The sequence below is a fragment of the Natrinema sp. LN54 genome, from assembly GCF_052439245.1.
GTDB lineage: Archaea > Halobacteriota > Halobacteria > Halobacteriales > Natrialbaceae > Natrinema > Natrinema versiforme_A.
The window spans coordinates 118,446-140,585 of record NZ_JBQVRP010000005.1; the positions used below are offsets into that span (position 1 = coordinate 118,446).

The 22,140-nt window shown below is 62.8% G+C and carries 19 protein-coding genes; 3 read left to right on the forward strand and 16 right to left on the reverse strand.

All coding sequences use genetic code 11. From position 1 onward, the window contains the following. Positions 1–152: 152 nt before the first annotated feature. From ACT4ML_RS15875 to ACT4ML_RS15915, 9 genes are all read right to left on the reverse strand, one after another. Positions 153–1,535 carry a dihydroorotase gene (locus ACT4ML_RS15875; RefSeq protein WP_444721736.1) on the reverse strand — a complete coding sequence of 461 codons (1,383 nt, stop codon included), beginning with the start codon at positions 1,533–1,535 and terminating at the stop codon, positions 153–155. After that, on the reverse strand, positions 1,532–2,254 hold the full coding sequence (locus ACT4ML_RS15880) for an ABC transporter ATP-binding protein (RefSeq protein ID WP_444721737.1): 723 nt from the start codon (positions 2,252–2,254) through the stop codon (positions 1,532–1,534). Before ACT4ML_RS15880 ends, ACT4ML_RS15875 begins: the two co-directional genes overlap by 4 nt. Positions 2,255–2,259: 5 nt before the next feature. Beyond that, positions 2,260–3,027, reverse strand: a complete 768-nt coding sequence (locus ACT4ML_RS15885; RefSeq protein ID WP_444721738.1) for an ABC transporter ATP-binding protein — start codon at positions 3,025–3,027, stop codon at positions 2,260–2,262. Next, entirely contained in the window at positions 3,017–4,075 is a 1,059-nt protein-coding gene (locus tag ACT4ML_RS15890; RefSeq protein ID WP_444721739.1) for a branched-chain amino acid ABC transporter permease, read from the reverse strand. The genes ACT4ML_RS15885 and ACT4ML_RS15890 overlap by 11 nt, the downstream gene beginning before the upstream one ends. Further along, positions 4,075–4,947: a branched-chain amino acid ABC transporter permease gene (locus tag ACT4ML_RS15895; RefSeq protein ID WP_444721740.1), complete on the reverse strand. Its 873-nt coding sequence runs from the start codon at positions 4,945–4,947 to the stop codon at positions 4,075–4,077. The genes ACT4ML_RS15890 and ACT4ML_RS15895 overlap by 1 nt, the downstream gene beginning before the upstream one ends. An 11-nt stretch (positions 4,948–4,958) precedes the next feature. Continuing rightward, the gene (locus ACT4ML_RS15900; protein WP_444721741.1) at positions 4,959–6,179 is read right to left on the reverse strand and encodes an ABC transporter substrate-binding protein; all 1,221 of its coding nucleotides are present in this window, start codon (positions 6,177–6,179) and stop codon (positions 4,959–4,961) included. Between the two features lie 466 nt (positions 6,180–6,645). Then, entirely contained in the window at positions 6,646–7,572 is a 927-nt protein-coding gene (locus tag ACT4ML_RS15905; protein ID WP_444721742.1) for a D-2-hydroxyacid dehydrogenase, read from the reverse strand. Continuing rightward, positions 7,569–7,985: a DUF3830 family protein gene (locus ACT4ML_RS15910; RefSeq protein WP_138247241.1), complete on the reverse strand. Its 417-nt coding sequence runs from the start codon at positions 7,983–7,985 to the stop codon at positions 7,569–7,571. Before ACT4ML_RS15910 ends, ACT4ML_RS15905 begins: the two co-directional genes overlap by 4 nt. A 30-nt stretch (positions 7,986–8,015) precedes the next feature. Beyond that, a complete protein-coding gene (locus ACT4ML_RS15915; RefSeq protein WP_444721743.1) occupies positions 8,016–9,287 on the reverse strand; it encodes a Zn-dependent hydrolase in 1,272 nt (423 codons plus the stop codon). 758 nt (positions 9,288–10,045) lie between these two features. Between ACT4ML_RS15915 and ACT4ML_RS15920 the strand changes: the two genes are divergently transcribed. After that, positions 10,046–10,834 (forward strand): IclR family transcriptional regulator, encoded by a 789-nt coding sequence (locus ACT4ML_RS15920; protein ID WP_444721744.1) that lies wholly within the window; start codon positions 10,046–10,048, stop codon positions 10,832–10,834. A gap of 910 nt (positions 10,835–11,744) precedes the next feature. Here the strand turns inward: ACT4ML_RS15920 and ACT4ML_RS15925 are convergent. Then, entirely contained in the window at positions 11,745–12,857 is a 1,113-nt protein-coding gene (locus ACT4ML_RS15925) for a class II histone deacetylase (protein ID WP_444721745.1), read from the reverse strand. 164 nt (positions 12,858–13,021) lie between these two features. Here ACT4ML_RS15925 and ACT4ML_RS15930 point away from each other — a divergent pair, with 164 nt between their 5' ends. Then, entirely contained in the window at positions 13,022–13,444 is a 423-nt protein-coding gene (locus ACT4ML_RS15930) for an EamA family transporter (RefSeq protein ID WP_444721746.1), read from the forward strand. A gap of 1 nt (position 13,445) precedes the next feature. Here the strand turns inward: ACT4ML_RS15930 and ACT4ML_RS15935 are convergent, their stop codons facing one another. Then, positions 13,446–14,615 carry a pyridoxal phosphate-dependent aminotransferase gene (locus ACT4ML_RS15935; RefSeq protein WP_444721747.1) on the reverse strand — a complete coding sequence of 390 codons (1,170 nt, stop codon included), beginning with the start codon at positions 14,613–14,615 and terminating at the stop codon, positions 13,446–13,448. A 67-nt stretch (positions 14,616–14,682) separates the two neighbouring features. After that, positions 14,683–15,696: an agmatinase family protein gene (locus ACT4ML_RS15940; protein ID WP_444721748.1), complete on the reverse strand. Its 1,014-nt coding sequence runs from the start codon at positions 15,694–15,696 to the stop codon at positions 14,683–14,685. A 450-nt stretch (positions 15,697–16,146) separates the two neighbouring features. Between ACT4ML_RS15940 and ACT4ML_RS15945 the strand changes: the two genes are divergently transcribed. Beyond that, complete coding sequence (locus ACT4ML_RS15945) at positions 16,147–17,193, forward strand: NrpR regulatory domain-containing protein (protein WP_444721749.1); 1,047 nt, start codon at positions 16,147–16,149, stop codon at positions 17,191–17,193. On the opposite strand, the gene ACT4ML_RS15950 is transcribed toward ACT4ML_RS15945, so the two are convergent. The 4 genes from ACT4ML_RS15950 to ACT4ML_RS15965 are packed head-to-tail and all read right to left on the reverse strand — an operon-like array spanning position 17,169 to position 22,110. Continuing rightward, the gene (locus ACT4ML_RS15950) at positions 17,169–18,044 is read right to left on the reverse strand and encodes a nitrilase family protein (RefSeq protein ID WP_444721943.1); all 876 of its coding nucleotides are present in this window, start codon (positions 18,042–18,044) and stop codon (positions 17,169–17,171) included. The two genes, ACT4ML_RS15945 and ACT4ML_RS15950, sit on opposite strands and share 25 nt — an antisense overlap. Further along, complete coding sequence (locus ACT4ML_RS15955) at positions 18,035–19,915, reverse strand: ABC transporter permease subunit (protein ID WP_444721750.1); 1,881 nt, start codon at positions 19,913–19,915, stop codon at positions 18,035–18,037. Before ACT4ML_RS15955 ends, ACT4ML_RS15950 begins: the two co-directional genes overlap by 10 nt. Next, the gene (locus ACT4ML_RS15960) at positions 19,916–21,007 is read right to left on the reverse strand and encodes an ABC transporter ATP-binding protein (protein WP_444721751.1); all 1,092 of its coding nucleotides are present in this window, start codon (positions 21,005–21,007) and stop codon (positions 19,916–19,918) included. After that, entirely contained in the window at positions 21,004–22,110 is a 1,107-nt protein-coding gene (locus ACT4ML_RS15965; RefSeq protein WP_444721752.1) for an ABC transporter substrate-binding protein, read from the reverse strand. Before ACT4ML_RS15965 ends, ACT4ML_RS15960 begins: the two co-directional genes overlap by 4 nt. Between the last annotated feature and the right edge of the window lie 30 nt (positions 22,111–22,140).

Sequence of the window (22,140 nt, forward strand, 5' to 3'; positions counted from 1 at the left end):
TGAGATGGATTCGTTCAGGTTTTTCGCTCACAAAGCCACTACTCGGACGAAAACGCAAACGAAGGCGATGGGTGACAGACAATGTGACGGTCTCGAGGGACCACTGGACGGCGCTGTTGCCGTCTAGCAAACTTGGCGGGTAGCCCCTCTCGCTACCGGGTCCCCTCGTCCCAGTCGGGAACGTCGCGAGCGAGGAACTCGCCGTGGCCCGGACTGGCGACGATCTCCCCGTCGATATAGACTTCCTCGCCGCGGACGAACGTTTGCTTCACTCGACCGGTGAGTTCGCGTCCCTCGTAGACCGAGTAGTCCGCTCTCGAGTGGTTCCGGTCGGCGGTGACGGTATCCGTCTCGTTCGGGTCGAAGACCACGAGGTCGGCGTCCGCGCCGGGTTCGATTCGTCCCTTCTGTGGCAATCCGAAGGTACGGGCCGGATTCCGACACTTCAGACGAACCAGGTCCGGGTAGGAGAAACCCCGCCGGGTGACGGCCTCGTCGTGGAAGACTGGTAGACTCGTCTGCAGGCTGTTCACGCCGAACGGGCTCTCCCACCACGCACCTCCCGTTTTCCGCGCCCGCTTCTGGGCGACGTGGTCGGTCGAGACGGTCGTGAGGGTTCCGTCGCGCAGGCGGTCGAACAACGCGTCGACATCGTCGGAAGTCCGGAGCGGCGGCGCCATGAGCGCCGCGTTGCCGAATCGCTCGTAGGCGGTCTCATCGAGCGCCATGTAATGCGTACACGTCTCGGCTCGCACGTTCGACCCGTCGTCCCGGAGCGACGCGATTACGTCGGCGGCCGCTTCCGACGTCGTGTGGACGCCGTAGTACTTCGCGTCGGTGGCGAGGGCCAGTCTGACCGCGGAGTCGACTGCCATCGCCTCGGCGTACTCCGGCCGCGTCCGAGGATAGGATGTCGGCAATTCCGCCGACGGCGTTGCCCGCACCGCGTCTGCCCGCTGCTGGCAGACCGAGTAGTCTTCCGCGTGGACCATCCCGACGATACCCGTGTCCGAGAGGCGGTCGAACACTTCGCCGATGAAGCCGTTCGACAACCGGATGTCGTCGGTCATGAACAGTTTGACCGACGTGACCCCCTCCTCGAGTAGTTCCGGGAGTTCATCCAGTACGGCAGCCGTTTCCTGCGTAATGGCGGCGTGGAGCCCGTAATCGACCACCGGGGAGGCCTTGGCGCGGTGTCGTTCGATGGCGTCACGCAGGGTTCCCTCACCCCACGTTCCGTCCTGCCAGCCCTGCCACGCGAAGTTCACGATACTCGTGACGCCGCCGGCGGCCGCTGCTGCCGTTCCGGTTTCGTACGAGTCGATCGAGTTGTAGCCGGCGACGTGGACGTGCGGATCGACGACGCCCGGGAGGACGAGCTTCCCCGAGACGTCGATCGAGCGCTCGGCTGCCGGCAGCGTCCGTTCTTTTCCGACGCCGACGATCGTCCCGTCATCGACGGCGACGGCGGCGTCGAACATCGAATCGGCCGTCACGACGGTTCCGCCCGTAAGTATCGTCTCGACTCGAGTCATCGGTCCCGTTCGACTTTGAGGTACGCTTCGCGGATCTCAGGTCGGTCGAGGATCGTCGCCGCATCGCCGTCGTGGTGAGTCGATCCGTTCTCCAGGACGAAGACGTGATCCGAGTGCTCGACGCCCGTTTTGACGTTCTGTTCGATCATTAAGACGGTAACGCCGCGGTCGTTTATCGCCTCGATCTTCTCGAAGATCATGTCGATCGCCTTCGGTGCGAGTCCCGCCGTCGGTTCGTCGAGGAGGAGCAACTCGGGGTCGAGCATCAGTCCGCGGCCGAGTTCGACCATCTGCTGTTGGCCGCCGCTGAGATTTCCTGCGGGGGTGTCCTCGTACTCGCGGAGTGCCGGGAAGATCTCGTAGACCTCCTCGATTGCCGCCGCGGTGTCGTGGTTCCGTCCGGCGACGTGTGCGCCCAGTTCCAAGTTGTCTCGGACGGACATATCGGGGAACGCGGCGTTTCGCTGGAGCACGTACGAGATGCCCGATGTGAGCAGTTCCTCTTGGGTCGAACCGGTGATGTCTCGGCCGTCGTAACGGATCTCCCCGCGCGTCGGATCCAACAAACCGTAGATCGTCTTGAACAGCGTCGATTTTCCCGCACCGTTCGGTCCGATAACGCAGACGATCTCGCCCTCCTCGACCCGAAGTGATGCGCCCGTGAGGACGAGGAAGTTCTCGTAGCCGGCGTGTACGTCGTCGACTGTTAGTAGTGCCATCGTATTCACTCTCCGAAGTACGCTTCCAGGACCGCCGGGTCCTCGAGGGCGACGTCCGGCGTTCCCTCCACGAGGTTCGTTCCGTTGTTGAGCACGTAGATGTAATCGCTCAGCGTCTGGATGACGTCCATGTCATGCTCGATGATACAGAACGTCGCCCCATTGTCGTTGAGTTCGACGACGGTCTCGATGATGTCGTCGACCAGATTCGGATTGACGCCTGCAGTCGGTTCGTCCAGCAGCACGATCTCGGGGTCTTGGAGCAGGGACGCGGCGATCGTGAGGAGTTTCTTCTGCCCGGTCGACAGTTCGCCCGCCTTCCTGTCCCTGAGATCCCAGAGGCCGACCAGTTCGACGAGGTCGTCGATTCGCGGGGTTGACTCCGCGTCGGCGACCACCGTCTTCAGGATGTGCTCGTCGGCGTGGTCTTGATTCGCGACCATGTTCTCCCGAACCGTGAGGTCCGGAAACACGCGCGCGAGTTGGAACGTCCTCGAAACGCCGCTGCGGACGATTCTCGAGGTGAACTCGGCCGTGATCTCCTCGTCGTTGAGGTGGACCTGTCCGTCGGTCGGATCGTGGACGCCCATGATGCAGTTGAACAACGTCGACTTGCCCGCGCCGTTCGGGCCGACGATGCCGACGACTTCCTCGCGTCGGATCTCACAGGAGACGCCGTCGAGCGCGACGGCTCCCGGGAATTCCTTGCGCAGTCCGTCGATCCGAAGTACCGGTTCCGTGGTAGCACGGTGCGTATCGGTGTCAGTTATCATCGCTTTCACCCTCCGAACTGTTCGGTTTCCGATCGGTCCTATCGCCGATGACGGGGCGGCGCTCGATCAGCCCGTTCGGCTTGTAAATCGAGAGCAGGACCAGAATCGTACCGAAGATCACCCAGTCGAGGCCAGTGTGGCTCCCGCTGAGGATCGTCCGAGTGTACTCGCGCGTCGGAATATAGATCAGCGCACCGACGATGGGGCCGAGGACGGTTCCGAGGCCGCCGATGACTGCGATGAGGACGAACTCAACGTTCCGTATGAGTTTCAGCGTCGTCTGCGGGTCGATGTACAGCAGGTACTGGGCGAACAGGCCGCCGCCGACGCCCGCGATGAACGAGCTCAGCCCCATCGCGTACATCTTGTACCAGAACGCGCTGATACCGGCGTTCTCCGCGAGTTCTTGGTCCATGTCGATCGCTCGAAGGTAGATTCCGAGCTTGGACGTGTGGAGCCGGTAGACGAACAGCGTGGTCGCGAGCGCGAACGCCCACATCACGTAGAAGTAGAGCCGGCGATCGCGGAAGGCGAAGGCGTACGCGTTCCCGATTTCGGCCAGCGGGTACTCCAGCCCGACGGCACCACCGATCCAGTCCCACCGAAGGAAGACGATTGACATGCCCAGCGACGCGGCGAGCGTCGCGATCGAGAAGTAGTGATAGCGGAGCCGAAAGGTGATCGCCCCGAGCGCGAGTCCGGCGACCGCGGCAAGCAGTCCGCCCGCGACGAGCCCGACGTACGGCGTCACGTCGTAGAAGATGAACAGGACGGCGGTCGTGTAGCCGCCGATGGCGAACATGGCCGCGTGGCCGAGCGAGATCTGTCCCGCGTAGCCGCCGATGACGTTCCACGAGTGGCCCAACCCGATGAACAGGAACGCGTAGATGGCCGTGTTCAGGAAGAAGTAACTCGTGGACAGGGACGGAATTGCGAGCGTCGCCGCGAAAAACGCCAGGATGACGTAGCTGAGCGGGACCGATCGAAGCCCGGTCCGCCGTCCGATCTTCGCGACGGATTCGCGGACGTGTTGCTCGAGCCCGCTCATTAGCTGTTCACCCACTTGAGAATTCCCTCACGCTGGTAGATCAGCGCGCCGATGAGGACGAGGTAGACGTACAACTGCCTGTACGACGAGTCGAGGACGGCCGCGCCGATATTCTCGACGAGTCCGATAACGACGCCGCCCGCGACCGGCCCGAGTATACCGCCGAGCCCGCCCAGTGCGACGGCCGCGAACGAGGCGATGGTCCAGACGACTGGCGTCGCTTCGGGTTGGACCGGGAAGAACGTCGCGACCATCGTCCCCGCGACGCCGGTCGCGGCGAGGCCGATCCCCCATGCGACCGCGTAGACGCGGTCGGTTTCGATACCGAGGACCTGTGCCGCTTGCTTGTCCTGTGCCGTCGCTCTGATTGCTTTTCCCGTCTCCGTTTTCTGCAACAGGACATAGAGCGCTGCGACGGTTACGATACTGACCAGCGCGGTCAGGACCTCCGGGAACGAGATCGAGATCCCGAACACCGTGGTGCTCCCGGCGAAGACGAAGTCGTCGATGGTCCGCGTCGTCGGGCCTGCGGCGTACATGATCCCGTACCGAATGGCCAGTAACAGCCCGAAGGTACAGAGTACCTGCCCGAGTACCGGCCCGTCCATGACCCGCTTGATGACGAGGAAATACGTCGCGTACCCGATCAGGAACATGAGGACGACGTTGACCGGCAGGAGTAAGAGCGGATCGACGTTCAACTCCGCGGCGGTGAGCAGCGTCACGTACATCGCGATGAGCATGTGCTCTCCGTGGGCGAAGTTCACGATGTCCATCACGCCCCAGATGAGCCCTAAGCCCGCTGCGACGAGGCCGTAGGTGAGGCCGATCAGGATGCCGTCGACGATCGCGCTTGGTAAGATGGATAGCATAGGCGTGATCGTCAGCGTTCATCCCAGCTCGGGACGGGGTAGGTCATGGCGCCGTCCTGTGCCTGATCGAACGGCCAGACGGTCTCGAGCTGGCTGTCTTCGGACTGGACGACGAAACTGAACGCCTCCTGATTGTATCCGGTGTCGTCGAACTCGACCGGGTACGGGAGCCCCGCTACGTACGGCTCCGCGCTCATCGAGTTCAGACTGGCCCGGAGGTCGTCCGACGAGAGGCTCTCGGCCCGATCCGCCGCCGCGATCGCGGTGAAGAACTCGCCCCATGCGTAGATACTGCTCCCGTCGAACGGCGTCCCGGATTCCTCCTCGGAATAGCTGTTGTACGCCCCCATCGGCGGGTGTACTTCGAACATATCGTGTGCGAAGTCCGAACCGGAGAAGACGTAGTCCGAGACGCTCTCCTCGAGCAGCGACGGATCGAGGTAGGCCGATCCCGGCGTGAGCATCAGTTCCGGGTAGTAGTCCTCGGTCTGCATGTCCTCGAGCATGATCACCGCGTCCCGGACGTTCGCGGCGTGGACGATGATGTCCGCGCCGGCCTGCTCGATGTTCCGGATCTCCGTCGACAGCGAGTTCACCGACTGCGCGGAGTAGGAGATCGTGTCCAGTGCCAGTTCGAAGTCGGATTCCTCGACGACGCGTTGCATCGAGTTTGCGACCTCGGTCCCGAAGGTCCCGTCCTGATGGATGATCGAGACCGTCTCCAGTCCCGCGTCGTGTTGCTCGTTCATGCCGTCGGCGAACTCGAACATGGATTCGCCTTTGACGCCGGTGTGGGGCGGCACCTGCCAGAACCAGTCGAGATCCCGCTCGGTGAGTCCTTCGCCGATCGCGGTCCCGCAAACGTGGGGAACGCCTTCGCGCTGGGCGACCTGACTCACGACTTCCGTCGTGCCGCTGTAGTAACTCCCGAGGAGCACGTCGACGCCGTCGTCGAGGACCATGCTCTCGGCCTCGGACCTCGCGACGTCGGAGGACCCCTGATGATCCGCCCAGAGGACCTCGACTTCCGTTCCGTCCTGTCCCGGTAAGCCCTCACCGTCGGCACCGGCCAGCGGCTCGAGGTCGGAGGCACCCTCGTTGACGGCCTGGACGCCCGCGCTCACGACGTCTTGAAACCGCGATCCCATCTCCGCGGCGTCACCCGACAGCGGATGAATGGCCCCGAGCGTGAACGTATCACTGCTGTCACTCCCACCCAGACAGCCGGCCACGCCGACCGCCGACGCGGTGCCAGCAACCCGTACAAAACTACGGCGCGAAACTACACGATTGTCTCCATAGTCGCCAGTCATGCGGATGAACGTAGATGGAAACCTCATTTGAGTGTTTCTATCCGAACATCAGTATAGAATAAGGAGTCGAGCACACTGACCAATACCTTATATCCGATTCGAGACAACACGAACGTAGCGATTATCCTCGAGCCTTCGACATCGTGTGCAGAGCGGACCACTCGCGGTCGAAAATCGTGAACGCGCCCGCTCGCTTCGATCGATACCGCGGTCTCTCTCGGTAGACGAAACGGCCGGGTAGACGGGGCACAAAACGAGTCTATCTGCCTCTTGCGTTAGTCCTCGTCAATGCGGGCGGCCGCCGATTACCGCTGTCTGCACATAGCGGTCCATCAGAGGACATCATACCGCGAAAAACGAGCCGAGTTGGTCTGCCTATCCTGTCCTACGAGTCCCGCATCAGCGAGGTCTCCTCGAGGGCGTCGCAAAGAATCTCGGTGCAGCGGTCCCAGTAGTTGGGGGTGTGGCCGGCGTTGTGGGGGGTGACGAGGCAGTCGCCGAGCGTCCAGAGTGGGTGGTCGGCGGGTAGGGGCTCGGGATCGGTGACGTCGAGTGCGGCGCTGCGGATGTCGTTGCCCCGAAGCGCAGCGACGAGCGCATCGGTGTCGACCACGGGGCCGCGCGCGACGTTGACGAGCATCGCGTTCGTTGGGAGGGTCCCGAGGAGCCGCTCGTCGACGAGTCCGTCGGTGGTCTCGGTGAGCGGACAGGCGAGCACCAGATAGTCGCTGCGCGCGGCCGCGTCTACGGTGTCCTCGAAGCCGACGACCTCGTCGGCGTCCCCGCCCTTCGACGGCGTGTAGCGAACGCCGATGGTCTCGACGCCGAAATCGTCGAAGCGGGCGAGGATTTCTCGTCCGATCGGTCCCATACCGACGACGGTCGCGGTCGATCCGCGGAGTTCGCCGCCCTGGTAGTGGTTCCACTCGCCGCGTTCGTGCTGTTCCCACCCCCGCCGGAGGTTCCGCACGTCCGCGAGGACGTATCCCAGGACCTGTTCGGCGATGTTCGGACCGTGAACTCCAGACGCGCTCGTGACGGCCACGCCCTCGGCCTCGAGCGTCTCGAGGGGGAGGTGGCCGGTGCCCGCGAACGTACAGGCGAACAGCTCGAGGGTGTCCGAGGCTGAAACGAGTTCGGGGTCGATCTGATAGCCGGTCGCGACCGTCGCCTCGCAGAGGAGGTCGCGCTCCGCCGCGGGCGTCCGTGCGACTGAAACGTCGGCGTTCGGCACCGCCTCTCGAATCGTCTCGGCGTACGCCGCCGGATCCAGCCCGTGGATCTTGTCGTGGAGGACGACGATGTCCGTCATCGCTCGACCTCCCGAATCGTCACGCCGTGGGCGCCGTCGCGAAGGGTCGCCTCTTCGACGGCCTTGAGTTCGTCGGCTGTCGCATCCACGGTAGCGAAGTGGTTCCCCGCGAGTTCGCCGGCCGGACTCTTGAAACACGTCGGGCCGCAGGGGACGAGGATCTCCTGTTCGTTCCGGTAGCCCGGATAGAGCAGGAGATCGCCCCGCGAGGGGTAGACCGTGTGATTCTCCCGCGGGATCTCGGGAAGGTCGATCTCGTCGATGTTGATCCACGTCGCGATCCCGCTCCAGCGGACGTGCATGAGTTCCGACTCGAGCGGCAGGAACTCTCGGACCGCGGCGACGGACTTCGGTGCTCGATCTTCGTGCAATTCGGCCGTGAACGTCGTGTCTTCGATTTCGATTTCTAACATTGATGGTTCGGTTTGTGATCGGAACGGGCGTCAGCGTTCGTCGGTCGGTGCGAGACGTGCGAGGGAGTCGGCCAGGACGGCCGTCGCGGCCGTACAGTCCGCCCAGTCGGCCCATTCTTTCGGCGAGTGTGAATAGCCGCCGACGGAGGCGGCGAACAGGAGCGCGGCGTCGGTCACGTCGGCGACCTGCATCGTGTCGTGGCCGGCCCCCGAGTGAAGCCTGCGCGTCTCGACGCCGCGGTCTCCCGCCGCGTCGAGGACGACGTTTCGGCACCGTCTCGAGAGCGGCGTCGGCGGCACGTCGTACGTGCAGTCGAAGGTCGTCGCGACGTTCCGGTCGTCTTCAATGGCCGCGAGGGTGTTAGTTACGGCGTCCAGTTGCGCTTGGATCTCCGCGGATTCGACCGATCGCAGGTCGAGTCGGAGCGATACCGTCCCTGGGACGACGTTGACGGCGTTCGGCGCAACGTCGAACTGCCCGACCGTTCCGACTGCGGTCCCGCTTCCGGAAGCCGCGGCTTCGGCGGCGTTCCGCTCGACCGCGAGGACGAGTTCGCCCGCCGCCGCGAGCGCGTCCTGTCGTTCGGTCATCCCTGTCGTCCCCGAGTGGTCTGCTTCGCCTTCGATGGTCACGTGACACCGTACCGTTCCGGTGATGTCAGTGACGACGCCGAGCGGCACGCCCGCGTCTTCGAGGCGCGTGTTCTGCTCGATATGGAGCTCGAGCCACGCGTCCCACTCGCTCGCATCGAGGCGACCGGTCCCGCGGTAACCGATCCGCTCGAGTGCGTCCTCGAGCGTCTCGTCGCCATCGGTTAGCGCGAGCGTCTCCTCGACGCTGCGTTTGCCGGTCGCGACCGTCGATCCGAGGACGCCGTCGGCGAAGCGGGTCCCCTCCTCGCCGGTGAAGCAGACGACCTCGAACCCGCGGGCGGGCGAGACGTTGCTCTCCCGAATCGCCCGGACGGCTTCGAGGGCCGCGAAGACGCCGAGCGGGCCGTCGAAGATGCCACCGCGTGGGACCGAATCGAGGTGGCTCCCGGCGGCGACGTGTGCGGCGTCCGGGTCCGCACCGGGCGGCGTCCACCGGCCGGCGACGTTGCCGACTGCATCGACTCGGACCTCGAGGCCCGCCTCCTCGAGGCGATCGACGAGGTAGTCACGCGCCTCGCCGTTCGCCTCGTCGCCCGGCAGTGCCGTCCGCCCGCGGCCCGTCTCGGTGTCGACGGCACCGAACGATGCGACCTGCTCGATGTCTCGTCGGAGTCGCTTTCCGTCGATCGACAGTTCCGGTTCAGTCATCCGTAAGCGCCTCGTGCTTTTCGCGACGGTCCCTCTCGGATACGGAATCCGCCGTCGCTCGGATCGGCGATGAGGAACTCGTCTGCGGGACGGTCCGTTTGAGCGGGCGTCTGCATCACGCGACCGGTCACCTCGCCCCCCTCGCGGATCGCCCCGCCGATCGAAGCAACGGTTTCACCCTCACCTGTGAGCGTTCCGTCGGAACCGAAATGGCAGTCGCCTTTCGGGACGGCTCGATTGATCTGTCCCCCTCAGTTGCGAAACGATCGGGGACGTACCGATACACTTGCACATTCGTCTCTGTTTGCAGCACGATAGACGAATTTCGGTCAGTAATCCAAAAACGTTGTGGGTCGGCGTTCGTCTATATATGAGGGTCATATTTCTTCCTTAGTTGATTGATACGACTGTGATTGCATTCTACCCGTCCAGTCTGCAGGTGACGCCATCATCTCTTCGAACGTTCGACTATTTTGAACGAAACCGCGCCCACGGCGTTGTCGATGGTTGTTCGGGGAGTGCGATCGGCGATCGATTGCACGATCCTCGACTTCGGTTCGAGTCGAATATTCCCGTTGTATCCCGAGTCGAGGCTGATTTGCAACGAATCGGCGACGAGTAGAACTCTGTTCATCGACGTCCGAAACAATACGAACGATCTAGTTACTTCTCGAGGGCACGCGACACATTCGAATACGTTTCGCTGCAATATTTGAAATATGCGAACATTGATGGCGATGGGGGTGATTGATTCGGGTATGTCAGCAGGCGACCGCGACGATGGGCCGCGAACGCTGAAGACCGTGACGATGGCGTCACGCGTTATCGACGCCGTCCGCGAGAGCGGCGACGTCGGCGTTTCGGAACTCGCGACGGAACTCGATGTCTCGAAAAGTACAGCCTACATCCACCTGAAGACGCTCGAGGAGAACGGCTTTCTCGTCCAGAGAGACGGCCGGTACGAGCTCGCCTTCACGTTCCTCGTCCTCGGAGAGGCCGCCCGAAATCGGAGCCCGCTCTATCGCTACGGCAAGCCCGAAGTCGATGAACTCGCCGACGAGACCGACCGGTATACCCACATCGTCACCGAGGAAAACGGCCGCGGAATCAATCTCTATCAGGTGAAAGGCGAAACCGGTGTCGACGGCGACTACCAGTCGGCGAAACTCCAGCAGCGCGACCACCTCCACTACACCGCCTCTGGGAAGGCGATCCTCGCGTACCTTCCGCACGACCGCGTTGCGGAAATCGTCGATCAACACGGCCTCCCCGCACAAACGGCGAACACAATCACTGACCGCGAGACGTTGTTCGATGAACTCGAAACGGTCCGTGACCGAGGGTACGCGTACAACGACGAGGAGGAAATCGAGGGGTTCTGTGCCATCGGTGCGCCAGTTCGAAGCCCCACCGGTGCCGTGCTCGGGTCGTTGAGCGTGTCAGCCCCGGCGCGGTTCATGCGCGATGAACAGGCTCGAGAGCGCCTCTCTGAACGCGTCATGCGCTCGGCGAACGTGATCGAAGTCAACATCAATATGAGTAGCTGAACCCCGGCCGATCGTTCGAAATGTTCGAACGGAACTTCGCGACTATCGGAAGAGAATTACAAAAATATGGCTGTAAAAATACGCCGATCGTGCTTCTGTTTCTGTTCGTCGATCGAGGAGTCAAACGGACAAGTCGTTTTCCGAACTACGTCAACCAACCGGGCCTCGATTTGCGTTATCCGTATTTGCCTGCCGACACACTAGTCCGACTCGTCGATGAACTATGGGAAGAACCTGGTGCGAGTTTATACTCGAAAAGTGAATTATCAGATGGTATGACGATTGCGTTTCATCTCTCGTTTTTATCCGACACAGTGCTGGGGTGGTTCCGATTCTAGCCGAAATCGAACTGGTGTCGGTCACAGCCGTAGTACGTCGGGACCGCAACGCCGTCCGGTGTTCGATCCTTCTCGAGTTGTTGATTGATCTCGTGAATCCGGTTAGAAACCGACGACCGTCATCGAGTAGCACTGCCTCTCGAGTGCTCGAGAAGTGTTTGAAAGTGATCAGTGTCCGGAATACGTCCAAACATCGAGTTTACAACTACACTCGTGTTGTTGGTCGGTTCGCGAAACCACATCACCTGGCCGAACTGATTGTTGAACCGTCCGGTCACCGACGTAGTCGCATAGACGCATCGAACGTCGCTTTCACGCTGGCCCTCGAGGTCGCGAGTCCGAATCCGTCTCCGGGTAGTCGCCGCTCCGTGAGTCTCCGAACAACGCAGGCTCGGAAAGCCGCAGCTATCGACACCCCATTACCTGCAGATGGTATCTGTGACGGACGAATGGTCTGTCACTCATCTCGTCGCGGCAGCCGTATTCCCGACCTCGTACGTCTTTCTCCCATCTCCCGAATAGAACGGCTACCGAGTCCGACCCGAAGATGGACGCCGGCCGACCACCGCGAGTCACTCGAGCGGCCAGTACTCCCTGTGGGCCTGTCTCGCCCGGTCGACCGCCTGTTCGGCGAGGTCCGTATTCCCCGGCATAAACGTGAACGGGTCGTCGATCGCCGACTCGAGTTCGAGCGCTCCCTCGAGGACGCCGAGCGTCGCATACGCGAGGTGGGTCACGTGATATCCGCCCTCTTGGACGATCGCGAGAGACCCGTCCGCGTACTCGTCCGATAGCGTCCGTGCTCTCGCACCGAGTGACTCGAATCCGGGTTTCGTGACGGTGTTTCGCCCCAGTGGATCCATCGTTCCAGCGTCCTGTCCCGCGCTCACGAGCAGTGCGTCGGGATCGAACGATGCCATCACTGGCTCGACGAGTTCGTCGATCGCGTACCGGTAGCCGTCATCGCCGGTTCCGGCGGGGAGCGGAACATTGACCGTGTATCCCGTCCCGTTGCCCGTCCCTCGTTCGGTGAGATCACAGGACTGCGGATGAGTCTCCTCGTCCCACGACCAATGATCGTTATGGAGACTGACGACGAGGACGTCGTCCCGATCGTAGAAGATTTCTTGGGTCCCGTTCGCGTGATGGACGTCCCAGTCGAGAACGGCGACGCGGTCCGCTTGTCCCGTCTCGAGCAGATGGGCTGCAGCGACGGCGACGTTGTTGAAAAAGCAGAAGCCATCGCTTTGGGATGGCTGAGCGTGGTGGCCACTCGGTCGGACGAGCGCGTACGGAACGTCCGAGCGGTCGGCGGTAACGGCGTGTTCGGCGGCGGCGACCGCGCCGCCGGCAGCGGTCAGCGCGGCGCGATAGGTTTCCGCGTTACCGCCCGTTTCCGTCGTGAGTCGACCCCCGCCGTCTTCGGCCCAAGTCCGGATCGCATCGATATACGAAGCGGTGTGGACACGTCTCAGTTCCGATTCGGTCGCCGGATCGATCTCTGCCCATGTCGTTCTGTCGTCGAGTTCGCTCCGGATAATCGAGACGACGTTCTCGATACGTTCGCGTCGGTCGGGATGGGACTGTTTCACCGCCAACCGATCCGTCCAGGGCATATCGAACTCGCCCACCGGTGGAGCGTGTGCCAGCGCCGCGTCGTCGTAGTAGACACACAGATCAGTCATCGGCTCACCCGAACTAGCGAACGCAGTTCGAACGCGGTGACGAGCGGACTATCAGCGGTAATTGTCTTCTCGGCAGAATCGGTCATGAGATGCTCCATCTAGCACGGTCACACAGTGGTCGATGAAAAAGGTATAGATGATCGGAACGCGTTCTTTCAGACGATATGATACGAACGAACTACGTTTTCTGGGCACTGGTCGCGTGTCTCTCCTACTCGTTTGTCCCGCCGCTCGTTCGAGTCGCAACGCGAGAGATACCGAGTACCGTTGCAGCGCTCATTTCGAACGTCATTCTCGTAAGCCTCATTCTCCTCGTACTCGCGCTCACCGACGAGGATGTCGTTCACCATCTCCGGACCGATAGCGCGATTTATCTGTACGTCGCAGGCCTGTTTCTCGGCGTCGGAATCTTGGCGTACTATCGCGCACTCGAGTTCGGACCGGTCAGCATCGTCGTGCCCCTCTTTGCGATGTTCATCGTCGGCGGGTCGGTCATCGGCGTGCTCGTCCTCGACGAGTCGATGACGGTGCGAAACGGGTTCGGGATCGTTCTCGCCGTCGCCGCGATTTACCTCCTCTCGACGTGAGTTACCACCATCGGTTTTCGCGCAGCCGATCGAGCGCGTCTCGGATCGTCGACTCGTTTCTCGAGAAGGTAAATCGGATCCAGTCCGCATCGGCGTCGGGATCCGTGTAGAAGCTACTTCCCGGGACGGCGGCGACGCCCGCCTCGCGGATGAGTCGGTAACAGAACTCGATGTCGTCTTCGTCCGTCGGATACCTCGCCATGATGTAATACGCGCCGTCGGGCCTGACGGGATCGAGCCCCACCTCGACGAGTCCGTCGTAAAGCAGGTCGCGACGACGCTCGTAGGAACGTGATAGTTCCTCGTAGTACGAATCGGGCAGCGAGAGCGCCTCGACTCCCGCCCGCTGGAACGGCGTCGGGGCACAGATAGTCGCGTAATCGTGGACCTTCCGCAGTTCTTTCGAGAGGTACTCCGGGGCGAGACAGAAGCCGACGCGCCAGCCGGTAACGCTGAACGTCTTCGACATGCCGGTACAGACGACCGTTCGGTCGGCGAGGTCGCCGACCTCGACCGGACTGAGATACTCGTCGGTGTAGACGATGTGCTCGTAAATCTCGTCAGTGAGTAGAATGAGATCGTGCTCGAAGACGATCTCTTCGATCCGCTCGAGTTCCTCGCGGGTGAAGACTTTCCCGGTCGGGTTCATCGGCGTGTTGAGGACGAGAATCCGAGCGTCTTCGGCCGCGGCCGCGAGCCGATCGTAGTCGAGCTCGAGGTCGTCGGTAATATCGAGGGGGATCGCCGTCGCGCCGGCGAACTGACTCGCCGGAATGTAACTCTCGTATACCGGTTCGAAGTAGATCACCTCGTCACCGGGGCCCGCGAGCGCGAGCATCGTCGACATGATCGCCTCGCTCGTGCCGCTCGTGATCGTCACCTCGGTCTCGGGATCGTATTCGACCCCCTTCCACGCCGCATATCGTTCCGCGACGGCCTCGCGGAGGTCCGGCAGCCCCCACGTGATCGTGTACTGACTCTCGGCGTCGATCGCCTCCTTGGCCGCCGTCCGAATCTCGGTCGGTGTCTCGCCGACATCGGGGATCCCCTGCGAGAGGTTGATCGCGTCCCGACTGAGCGCCTCCCGGGTCATCTCGCGGATGACCGACTCGGCGACGCCCGCCGTCCGCCGCGTTCCGACAGCATCGTCCGGACGTCTTCGATCACTCATCGGTATCTTGCTCCGTGTTCGTCCGGACGATTAGCGCCGTCTTCGCGGTTGTACTCTCCATTGTGAGTCACTCCGCAAACAGTCGCTCGAGGAGGGTAACCAAGAGGTACGAGGCGAGCCGCTCGGTCCCTTCGCTCGAGTCGTACCGGGGTGCGACCTCCATCATGTCGACGGCTCCGACATCGTCGTGGGCACCGAGCACTTCCATTACTTTGAGCGCCTGATTGGAGGTTAGCCCGCCGGGGACCGGCGTCCCGGTACCGGGTGCGGTTCCCGGATCGACGGCGTCGATGTCGAAGGTGACGTAGACCGCATCGGTGTCCTCGGCGGCGGCTTCGATCGCTGCTTCGACGACGGGACCGATACCGCGCTCCTCGATTTCCCGCATGGGGAAGAGGTTCAATCCGGTCTCCTCAGCGAAGTCGAAGAACGCGGGCGATTCGTAGCCGCGGATACCGACCTGACTGACGGCGTCGTAATCGACGTATGGCGAGTCCGCGATCCGCGCCGTGCTCGAGCCGTGGAAATCGGTTCCGAAGAGTGGGCTCTCGGAGACGGTATCGGTGTGGGCGTCGATCTGTACGAAGCCGACTCGTTCGTGGTCCGCACCCTCGGCGAAGCCGCGAAACGCCGGGAATGTACAGTAGTGGTCGCCGCCGAGCATGACCGGAAACGTCTGCGACGCTATCGTAGACATGTGAGCGGTGATGCTCCGCCCCGTCGTCTCGCGATCCATCGGGAAGACCGGGGCGTCGCCGACGTCCGCGACGGTGAGGTCGTCGAAATTAACTTGCTTCCCGGTCTGCATATTCGTGAGCCCGCCTTTGTACTCCGAGAGATAGGCCCACCACCCGCTCGCTCGTCGGATCGCGCCGGGTCCGTATCGTGCCCCCGGTCGGTTAGAGACCGCTCCGTCGTACGGAACGCCGAACACCGCTGCGTCGACGTCCTCGACCGCACCGATGTCCCGCGGATCGGCCTTGAGGAACGTATCGAGACCGGCGTACGCGAGTTCGACCTCGGACCCGGAAACGGACTCACGGAACGCGGCCGCCCCGTGTCGGTTCTCGGAGTCACTCATTCGAACCACGGATGACCTCCCCGAGTTGTGCCGTCGCAGTTCCGATGATCGCATCGTCGGTCTGGCCCGCGTTCGTGACCGCAACGCCGGAAAACGGGTCGAGATCGGGAGTTACCCTGTCGTCCCCGAGTATACAGATGTCGACCCGCTCGACTGGACCGTCTCGATCGTTCTGGATCGACGCTGCGTAATCGTCAGACTGTGACTCCACCGCTCCGTCCGTCGTTTGTGATGTGCCGTTCGTCATTCTCTCACAAGCCGGCAACGAGTTGCCATCGTATGTGTTGACGCAGCGGGCATAAAAGGTTACGGGGATACGGGGATATCGGCCGAAAAGCTCGCTAGACCGGTTATCAAATCACGCTCTTCGTCACAGACGGCAAGAATCGGCCAGCGGTCACGCCGATACCCAAACCTTGGTGTGGGACGTCCGCTACTGTCTTTGCATACATGGCACCGGAGCTCGACAGGCGGACGTACGATCTCCTCCGGCTGGTCGACCGGCACGCCCCGATCGGCAGCATCCAACTCGTCGAACTGATGCAACTACACGGGTACGATATCAAAGACCGGACGATCAGACTCACGCTTTCGGAACTCGACGAGCTCGGCCTCACGGAGAAGGTTCCCGGAAAAGGCCGACGGCTCACCGAGAGTGGACGGATGGAACTCGAGCAGGGAGACGTCAACAGCCGCCTCGAGCAGATTCGCGCACGCATCGCAGCACTGACGAGCCGCGTGAGCTACGATCCGATCGAGGACACCGGCAGCACCGTCGCTTCGGCCGCGTTTCTCGACGCCGCGGACATCGACGAAACGCTTCGGCTTCTCGAACGGCTCGACTCGCTCCCGTTCGGCCCGATTCCGGTCTCACTCGAGGAGAGCGGCGAGGACGAACCGGGCGACTACCGGTTGCTCACGTCCTCGAGTATCACCCTCGACGGCGTCTTGCTATCCCGCGGGGTCAACGCCGATCTCTCGACGGCGGGTGTCCTCGAGTACGAGCCGGCCGAAGCGACCACGGACGAAGCGGACGCCGGCCAGTCGGGCGTCGAACACGGCGGCCGGATCGTTCGATACGTCGACGTGATCAACGGCGAGGGCTCGTCGATCGACGTTATTTCGCTCCTGATCGAAGCCGGCCGAAGCGATGTCACGAGCGTCATCGAAGGCGGGGAGACCGGTCTCCTCATCGGCGACGACCGCGAGTTTCCGATCAACAGGTACGAAGAAGCCCGAGATCTCGCCGTCGCGAATCGCAGTTCGCTCGGGGGCGTACTCGATTTCCGGCGGCCGCGCGAACAGGAGCAACATCCGGGCGGCAACTCGGCGTGGGCGTTCGGTTCGATCACCTACGTCGGCGCGGGCGAACTACTGCTTACGACCCTTCGCGAGTACGGTCTCTCCGACTCGTGGGAAACGCTGTACGGAACGATCGCGCGGAACAGACTCGAGTCGGTGCAAGCGGTGTCTCATGCGCCGCCGCTCGACGAGTAACCGAGGTCGTAGACGTCCGGTCGACGGTCCGCGAGCACGTCGTTCCGGCCCGTCAGTCGCTTGCTCCGTGCTCGCGGTAGGTCGCAATCGGCCAGTACGGTGTGTTCTCCCGTCCGCGGCGCGGGACCTGCGAGCGGAACGCCGTTCGGATCGACGACGACGCTCTGGCCCTCGAACGACGTCCCGCGTTCGGTTCCCGCTCGATCCGCACAGGCGATGAATACGCGGTTCGCGTTCGCGTGTGCGATCGTCTGGTGGACTCCCATCGTCCAGCCCGCGGGTCGATCGTCGTTCGCGGCTGCCCCCTCCCCGGCCGGCTCGGGGACCCAGTTCGTCGGCACAGCGATGAGGTCAGCGCCGGCACGAGCTTGTGTGATCGTCTGTTCCGGAAACCAGAGGTCGTTGCAGATCTGTACGCCGAGCCGGCCGAACGGCGTCTCGAAAACCGGCGCATCGTCACCGGGATCGAACCACCGCTTCTCCTCGTTCCAGCGGTGGACCTTCCGATAGACGCCCTCGATGCCGTCCGGCGAGACGATCAGCGCGCTGTTGTAGAACGCGCCGCCGTCGGCCTCGGCGAACCCGCCGACGATCCACGTGTCGGTCTCGGCGGCGACCGTTTCCCACGCACGGCCGGTCGGGCCGTCTCTCGGTTCGGCCAGCGCCGCGACTTCCTCGATCGAGTCGAACACGTACCCCGTGTTCGCGAGCTCCGGCAGGACGACGAGATCGGCGCTCGCGTTCTCCCGGACGATGTCGACGGTCCGGTCCCGATTCGATTCGACGGCACCGAACTCCGGGACCGTCTGTGCGACCGCGACTCGAGTGGCGGTCGGCGAATTCACTCCCAGATCCCTCCGGACAGGCGCTCGATCGCCGTCATCACGACGACGGTGAGCCCGATAAAGACCACGCTCGCAGCCGCGATCGTCGGCGGATACGAGTAGCGGAGCTGGTTGAAGATCTGGATCGGGATCGTGTCGACCAAGAACAGCGAGAGCAGCCACGCGATGATGTACTCGTTCAACGAGAGGATGAAGGCGAACAGCGCGCCGGAGATCACGTTCGCTCGCAACAGCGGGTACGTGATCGTCCGGATCGTCCGCACCGACCCGGCACCGAGGTTCATCGCGGCCTCCTCGTAGGTCCGATCGATCTCGCCGAGCCCCTGTGAGATCAGAATGAACGGGAACGGCGCGTAGAAGATCCCGTGTGCGACGATGATGCTCAGCTGGGAGCCGGCGACGCCGATCTGGAGGAAGAACACGAGGAAGGCCACGCCGATAATCACCGGCGGGACCAGGATCGGCAGGACGCCGAGCGTTCCGATGAGCGTGCTCCACCGGTAGTCGAATCGGTCCAACGCGAACGCGAGCGTTCCGCCGATCGTCGTACTGAGCAACGCCGCACTCGCCGCGATCGAGAGACTGTTGATCAGCGCGATGAGCCACGACGGGTCGGTGAAGAACTCGACGTACCACTGCAGGGAGAACCCGCCCGGCGGGAACGTCAGGAACTGTTCCGGCGTGAACGAGACGGCGACGATGATACCGAGCGGCGCGGCGATGAACGCCACGACCGCTGCGACGTACAGCCGAAACGCGACCCAGAGTATCGACTCCCGCGTCTTGGAATCGACCGTCGTAACGAGTGAGTTCCCAGCGCTCGCGATCCGCCCGAGCGCTCGAGTGAGCCCGATACTCGCGGCCGCGGCGGTACTACCGCGCCAGAGACGGGCGGCGATGCCGGCCGATTCCGAATTCGACGGGTCCTCCTCACCGTCGTCCTCGTCGTCCGCGACGATTTCGTCGCTCCCGCCGAGACTGGCGGCCGTGACGTTCGTGAATCGAACGAGCACCCAAAGGAACGCGAGCACGACGGCGATGAGGCCGATACTCATCGCGGCTCCGAACGGGTAGTTGCTCTCGCTCATGATCTGCTGTTCGATCAACACCGGAAGGGTCCGCTGTGCGGAACTCCCGAGGAGTCGCGGCATGACGTACGCGCCGAGTGCGAGGATGAACACGAGTGCGGTTCCGCTGGCGATGCCGTTTTTCGACAGCGGAAGCGTCACCCGACGGAACGTCTTCGCCGGCCCGGCGCCGAGGTTCTTCGAGGCCTCGAGGAGTTCGCCGTCGATATTTCGGATACTGCTGTAGAGCGTGAGTATCATAAACGGCAGGAAGACGTACACCATCCCGGTGATCAGGCCCCAGTAGCCGGGGTAGAACGACTGGTGTTCGGCGAGGAGGCCGATGGTGACGCCGATCGAACTCAGGATGCCACGAGAGGCCAAGATGACCTGCCACGCGTAGGCTCTGATCACGTAGGTGATCCACAGCGAGGAGATGATGGTGATCAACAGCACGCTCCGCAGCCACGGCCGCTCCATCCGGGCGAGATAGTACGCCATCGGATAGCCCAACAGGAGCGAGATAGCGGCCGTTACGAGCGAGATTTCGACCGTCAGCCACAGCTGGCCGAGATAGAGGCGACTCGTGAGAAAGCGCACGTAGTTCTCGAGGGTGAACCCGATTTCGTATTGGCCGCCGGGAACGTTCACCCAAAAACTGAACACGACGAGCATGCCCAGCGGGACGAGGAAGATCGCGACGAGCCACGCCAGCGGATACGACAGCACGTACCACTTCGCGTTCGATCGAAGGCCCGCACGCCCGGTATCGTTCGTACCGCCGTCGTTTGCGGATGTTTCGGTCGCCATCTATGTCTCCACGATGCGGCAGTCGTCGGCTCCGACGGTGACGGTCACGCGGTCCCCGGGAGCCCGTTCGTTCAGTCCGCTTCGGCGAACGACGACGAGTTCCTGCCCGTCGTCCGTCTCGAGTCGGAACTCGACGCTGCTGCCGAGGTGCCGCTTGAACGTGATTTCGCCCTCGAAGACGTTCGCAGCGTCGGGTCTCTGACGGCCGCCGTCGGCGCTGGCGGTTTCGAATCGGAACCGCTCTGGACGGACGACGACCGAGACCGCTGACCCGGAATCGATTCCGTCCGCGTTCTGGGCCCGGATCGTCACGTCCCCGCAGTCGACGGTCGCGTAGCCGTCATCGATCGCCAGCACCGTCCCGTCGAAAATGTTCGCCGTTCCGAGGAAGTCCGCGACGAATCGAGTGTCGGGATCGTCGTACACTGCTTCGGGCGGCCCGACCTGTTCGAACTGTCCGTCGTTCATCACCGCGAGCCGGTCGGACATCGTGAGCGCCTCCTCCTGATTGTGGGTGACGAAGACGGTCGTGATCCCGATTTCCTGTTGAATCCGGCGCAGCTCGACTTGCATCTGTTCGCGGAGTTGCTTGTCGAGGCTGGCCAGCGGCTCGTCGAGCAACAGCGCCTTCGGTCGGGGTGCCAACGCCCGCGCGAGCGCGATCCGCTGTTGCTGGCCGCCCGAGAGCTGATCCGGCGTTCGATCGCCGATACCGGGTAGTTCCACCAACTCGAGCATTTCGGCCACTCGGGCGTCTATCTCCTCGTCGGTGTACTCGCCGGCGGCTTCCATTCCGTAGGCGATGTTCTCGCGGATGGTCATGTGCGGGAACAGCGCGAAGTCCTGAAACACCATTCCCGTGTCGCGCTCGTACGGCGGCGCGTCGGTTACGTCCTCGCCATCGATGCGGATGGACCCGTCAGTCGGGGTTTCGAAGCCGGCGATCGTTCGGAGCGTCGTCGTCTTCCCACAGCCCGACGGGCCGACGAGCGTGACGAATTCCCCGCTCTCGATGTCGATATCGACTCCGTCGACGGCGAGGACACCGCCCGGATAGCGTTTCGAAACGCTCTGGAGCGAAATCCCGCTCATTCGCTGACGATGAACTCCTCCCAACGTTCGTTGACCCAGTCCTCTTCTTCGACGTAGAGATCGTAGCTCGGGGTGATGGCCTCGCTCGGCCCCGGCCCCGCGATCATCTCGTAGGTCTCGTCGTCGATTTCGGAGTGTTCGCGGTCGATCGTCGGGCTCGTATAGAGGTTCTCCGCGAGCCGGTCTTGGATCTCGGGTCGACTGGCGTAGTCGATGAACTGTCGCGCCTCGTCTTTGCGCTCCGAGGTATCGAGCGTGACCCAGAGTCCGGAATCGAGGATCGACCCCTCTTCGACGAAGTTCGACTGCACCGGCGCATCGTCGTCTTGCATGACGAGCGTGATATCGCTGTAGAGCATCCCCGCCGGCACCTCGCCGTCCCTGAGTCGCTGCTGGAACTCCGCCTCGTTTTCGTACCAGAAGTTCGCCTGCGGTTTGATCTCTTCTAGCTTTTCGAATACCTCGAGTACGCCGTCACGATCGTCGAGAATGCTCTGCCCGTCGAAGTGGACCTCCGCGGTAACGTCGAGCAGGAACGAATTGGAGGCGTAGCCGAGCAGTCCGAGCGTGTCCTCGTACTGGTCGTCCCACAGCGCTTCCCAGGTGTCGATCGACTCCTCGATTTCGTCGGTGTTCTGTACGAGGTTGATGTACCACGATAACGCACCGATACTCGAGATGCCGCCGTCGGCCTCGCCGACGAGGTCGTCGCTGATGTACTCGAGGTTTTCGAAGTCGTCTTCCTCCCAGAGATGCCAGAGATCGGAGTTCAATCCCTGCCTGACGCCAGTTTGGGCCATTATCGCGACGTCGACGGGGGCTTCGCCAGCTTGAACGCCGTTCTCGTACTGGGTGAGCGCTTCTTCGGACGTCGGCTGTGCCTCCGACTGCACCTCGAAGTCGACCTCCTCGGAGAACGGCGCGAACAGCTCTTCGTCCATTACTTCCTGAAACACGCCGCCGTAGACGGCGACCGTTAGTGCGTCGTCGTCACTGGTGAGAAAGCCTGTACATCCCGCAAGTCCGGCCAGCGAAAGCGCGCTTCCGCTCGCCGCGGTCGTTCGGAGGAACTGCCGTCGTCCGCGAGTGTGTTGTCCTGGCATTGCATTGCCACCGTATCACACTCTTCTCTC

Excerpts from the sequence above, each read along its gene's own strand:
- ACT4ML_RS15910 (WP_138247241.1), bottom strand. The coding sequence starts at position 7,985 with ATGTTAGAAATCGAAATCGAAGACACGACGTTCACGGCCGAATTGCAC.
- ACT4ML_RS15920 (WP_444721744.1), top strand. The coding sequence starts at position 10,046 with ATGTCAGCAGGCGACCGCGACGATGGGCCGCGAACGCTGAAGACCGTG.
- ACT4ML_RS15935 (WP_444721747.1), bottom strand. The coding sequence starts at position 14,615 with ATGAGTGATCGAAGACGTCCGGACGATGCTGTCGGAACGCGGCGGACG.
- ACT4ML_RS15930 (WP_444721746.1), top strand. The coding sequence starts at position 13,022 with ATGATACGAACGAACTACGTTTTCTGGGCACTGGTCGCGTGTCTCTCC.
- ACT4ML_RS15955 (WP_444721750.1), bottom strand. The coding sequence starts at position 19,915 with ATGGCGACCGAAACATCCGCAAACGACGGCGGTACGAACGATACCGGG.
- ACT4ML_RS15890 (WP_444721739.1), bottom strand. The coding sequence starts at position 4,075 with ATGAGCGGGCTCGAGCAACACGTCCGCGAATCCGTCGCGAAGATCGGA.
- ACT4ML_RS15905 (WP_444721742.1), bottom strand. The coding sequence starts at position 7,572 with ATGACGGACATCGTCGTCCTCCACGACAAGATCCACGGGCTGGATCCG.
- ACT4ML_RS15965 (WP_444721752.1), bottom strand. The coding sequence starts at position 22,110 with ATGCCAGGACAACACACTCGCGGACGACGGCAGTTCCTCCGAACGACC.
- ACT4ML_RS15960 (WP_444721751.1), bottom strand. The coding sequence starts at position 21,007 with ATGAGCGGGATTTCGCTCCAGAGCGTTTCGAAACGCTATCCGGGCGGT.
- ACT4ML_RS15925 (WP_444721745.1), bottom strand. The coding sequence starts at position 12,857 with ATGACTGATCTGTGTGTCTACTACGACGACGCGGCGCTGGCACACGCT.
- ACT4ML_RS15945 (WP_444721749.1), top strand. The coding sequence starts at position 16,147 with ATGGCACCGGAGCTCGACAGGCGGACGTACGATCTCCTCCGGCTGGTC.
- ACT4ML_RS15880 (WP_444721737.1), bottom strand. The coding sequence starts at position 2,254 with ATGGCACTACTAACAGTCGACGACGTACACGCCGGCTACGAGAACTTC.
- ACT4ML_RS15915 (WP_444721743.1), bottom strand. The coding sequence starts at position 9,287 with ATGACTGAACCGGAACTGTCGATCGACGGAAAGCGACTCCGACGAGAC.
- ACT4ML_RS15875 (WP_444721736.1), bottom strand. The coding sequence starts at position 1,535 with ATGACTCGAGTCGAGACGATACTTACGGGCGGAACCGTCGTGACGGCC.
- ACT4ML_RS15895 (WP_444721740.1), bottom strand. The coding sequence starts at position 4,947 with ATGCTATCCATCTTACCAAGCGCGATCGTCGACGGCATCCTGATCGGC.
- ACT4ML_RS15940 (WP_444721748.1), bottom strand. The coding sequence starts at position 15,696 with ATGAGTGACTCCGAGAACCGACACGGGGCGGCCGCGTTCCGTGAGTCC.
- ACT4ML_RS15885 (WP_444721738.1), bottom strand. The coding sequence starts at position 3,027 with ATGATAACTGACACCGATACGCACCGTGCTACCACGGAACCGGTACTT.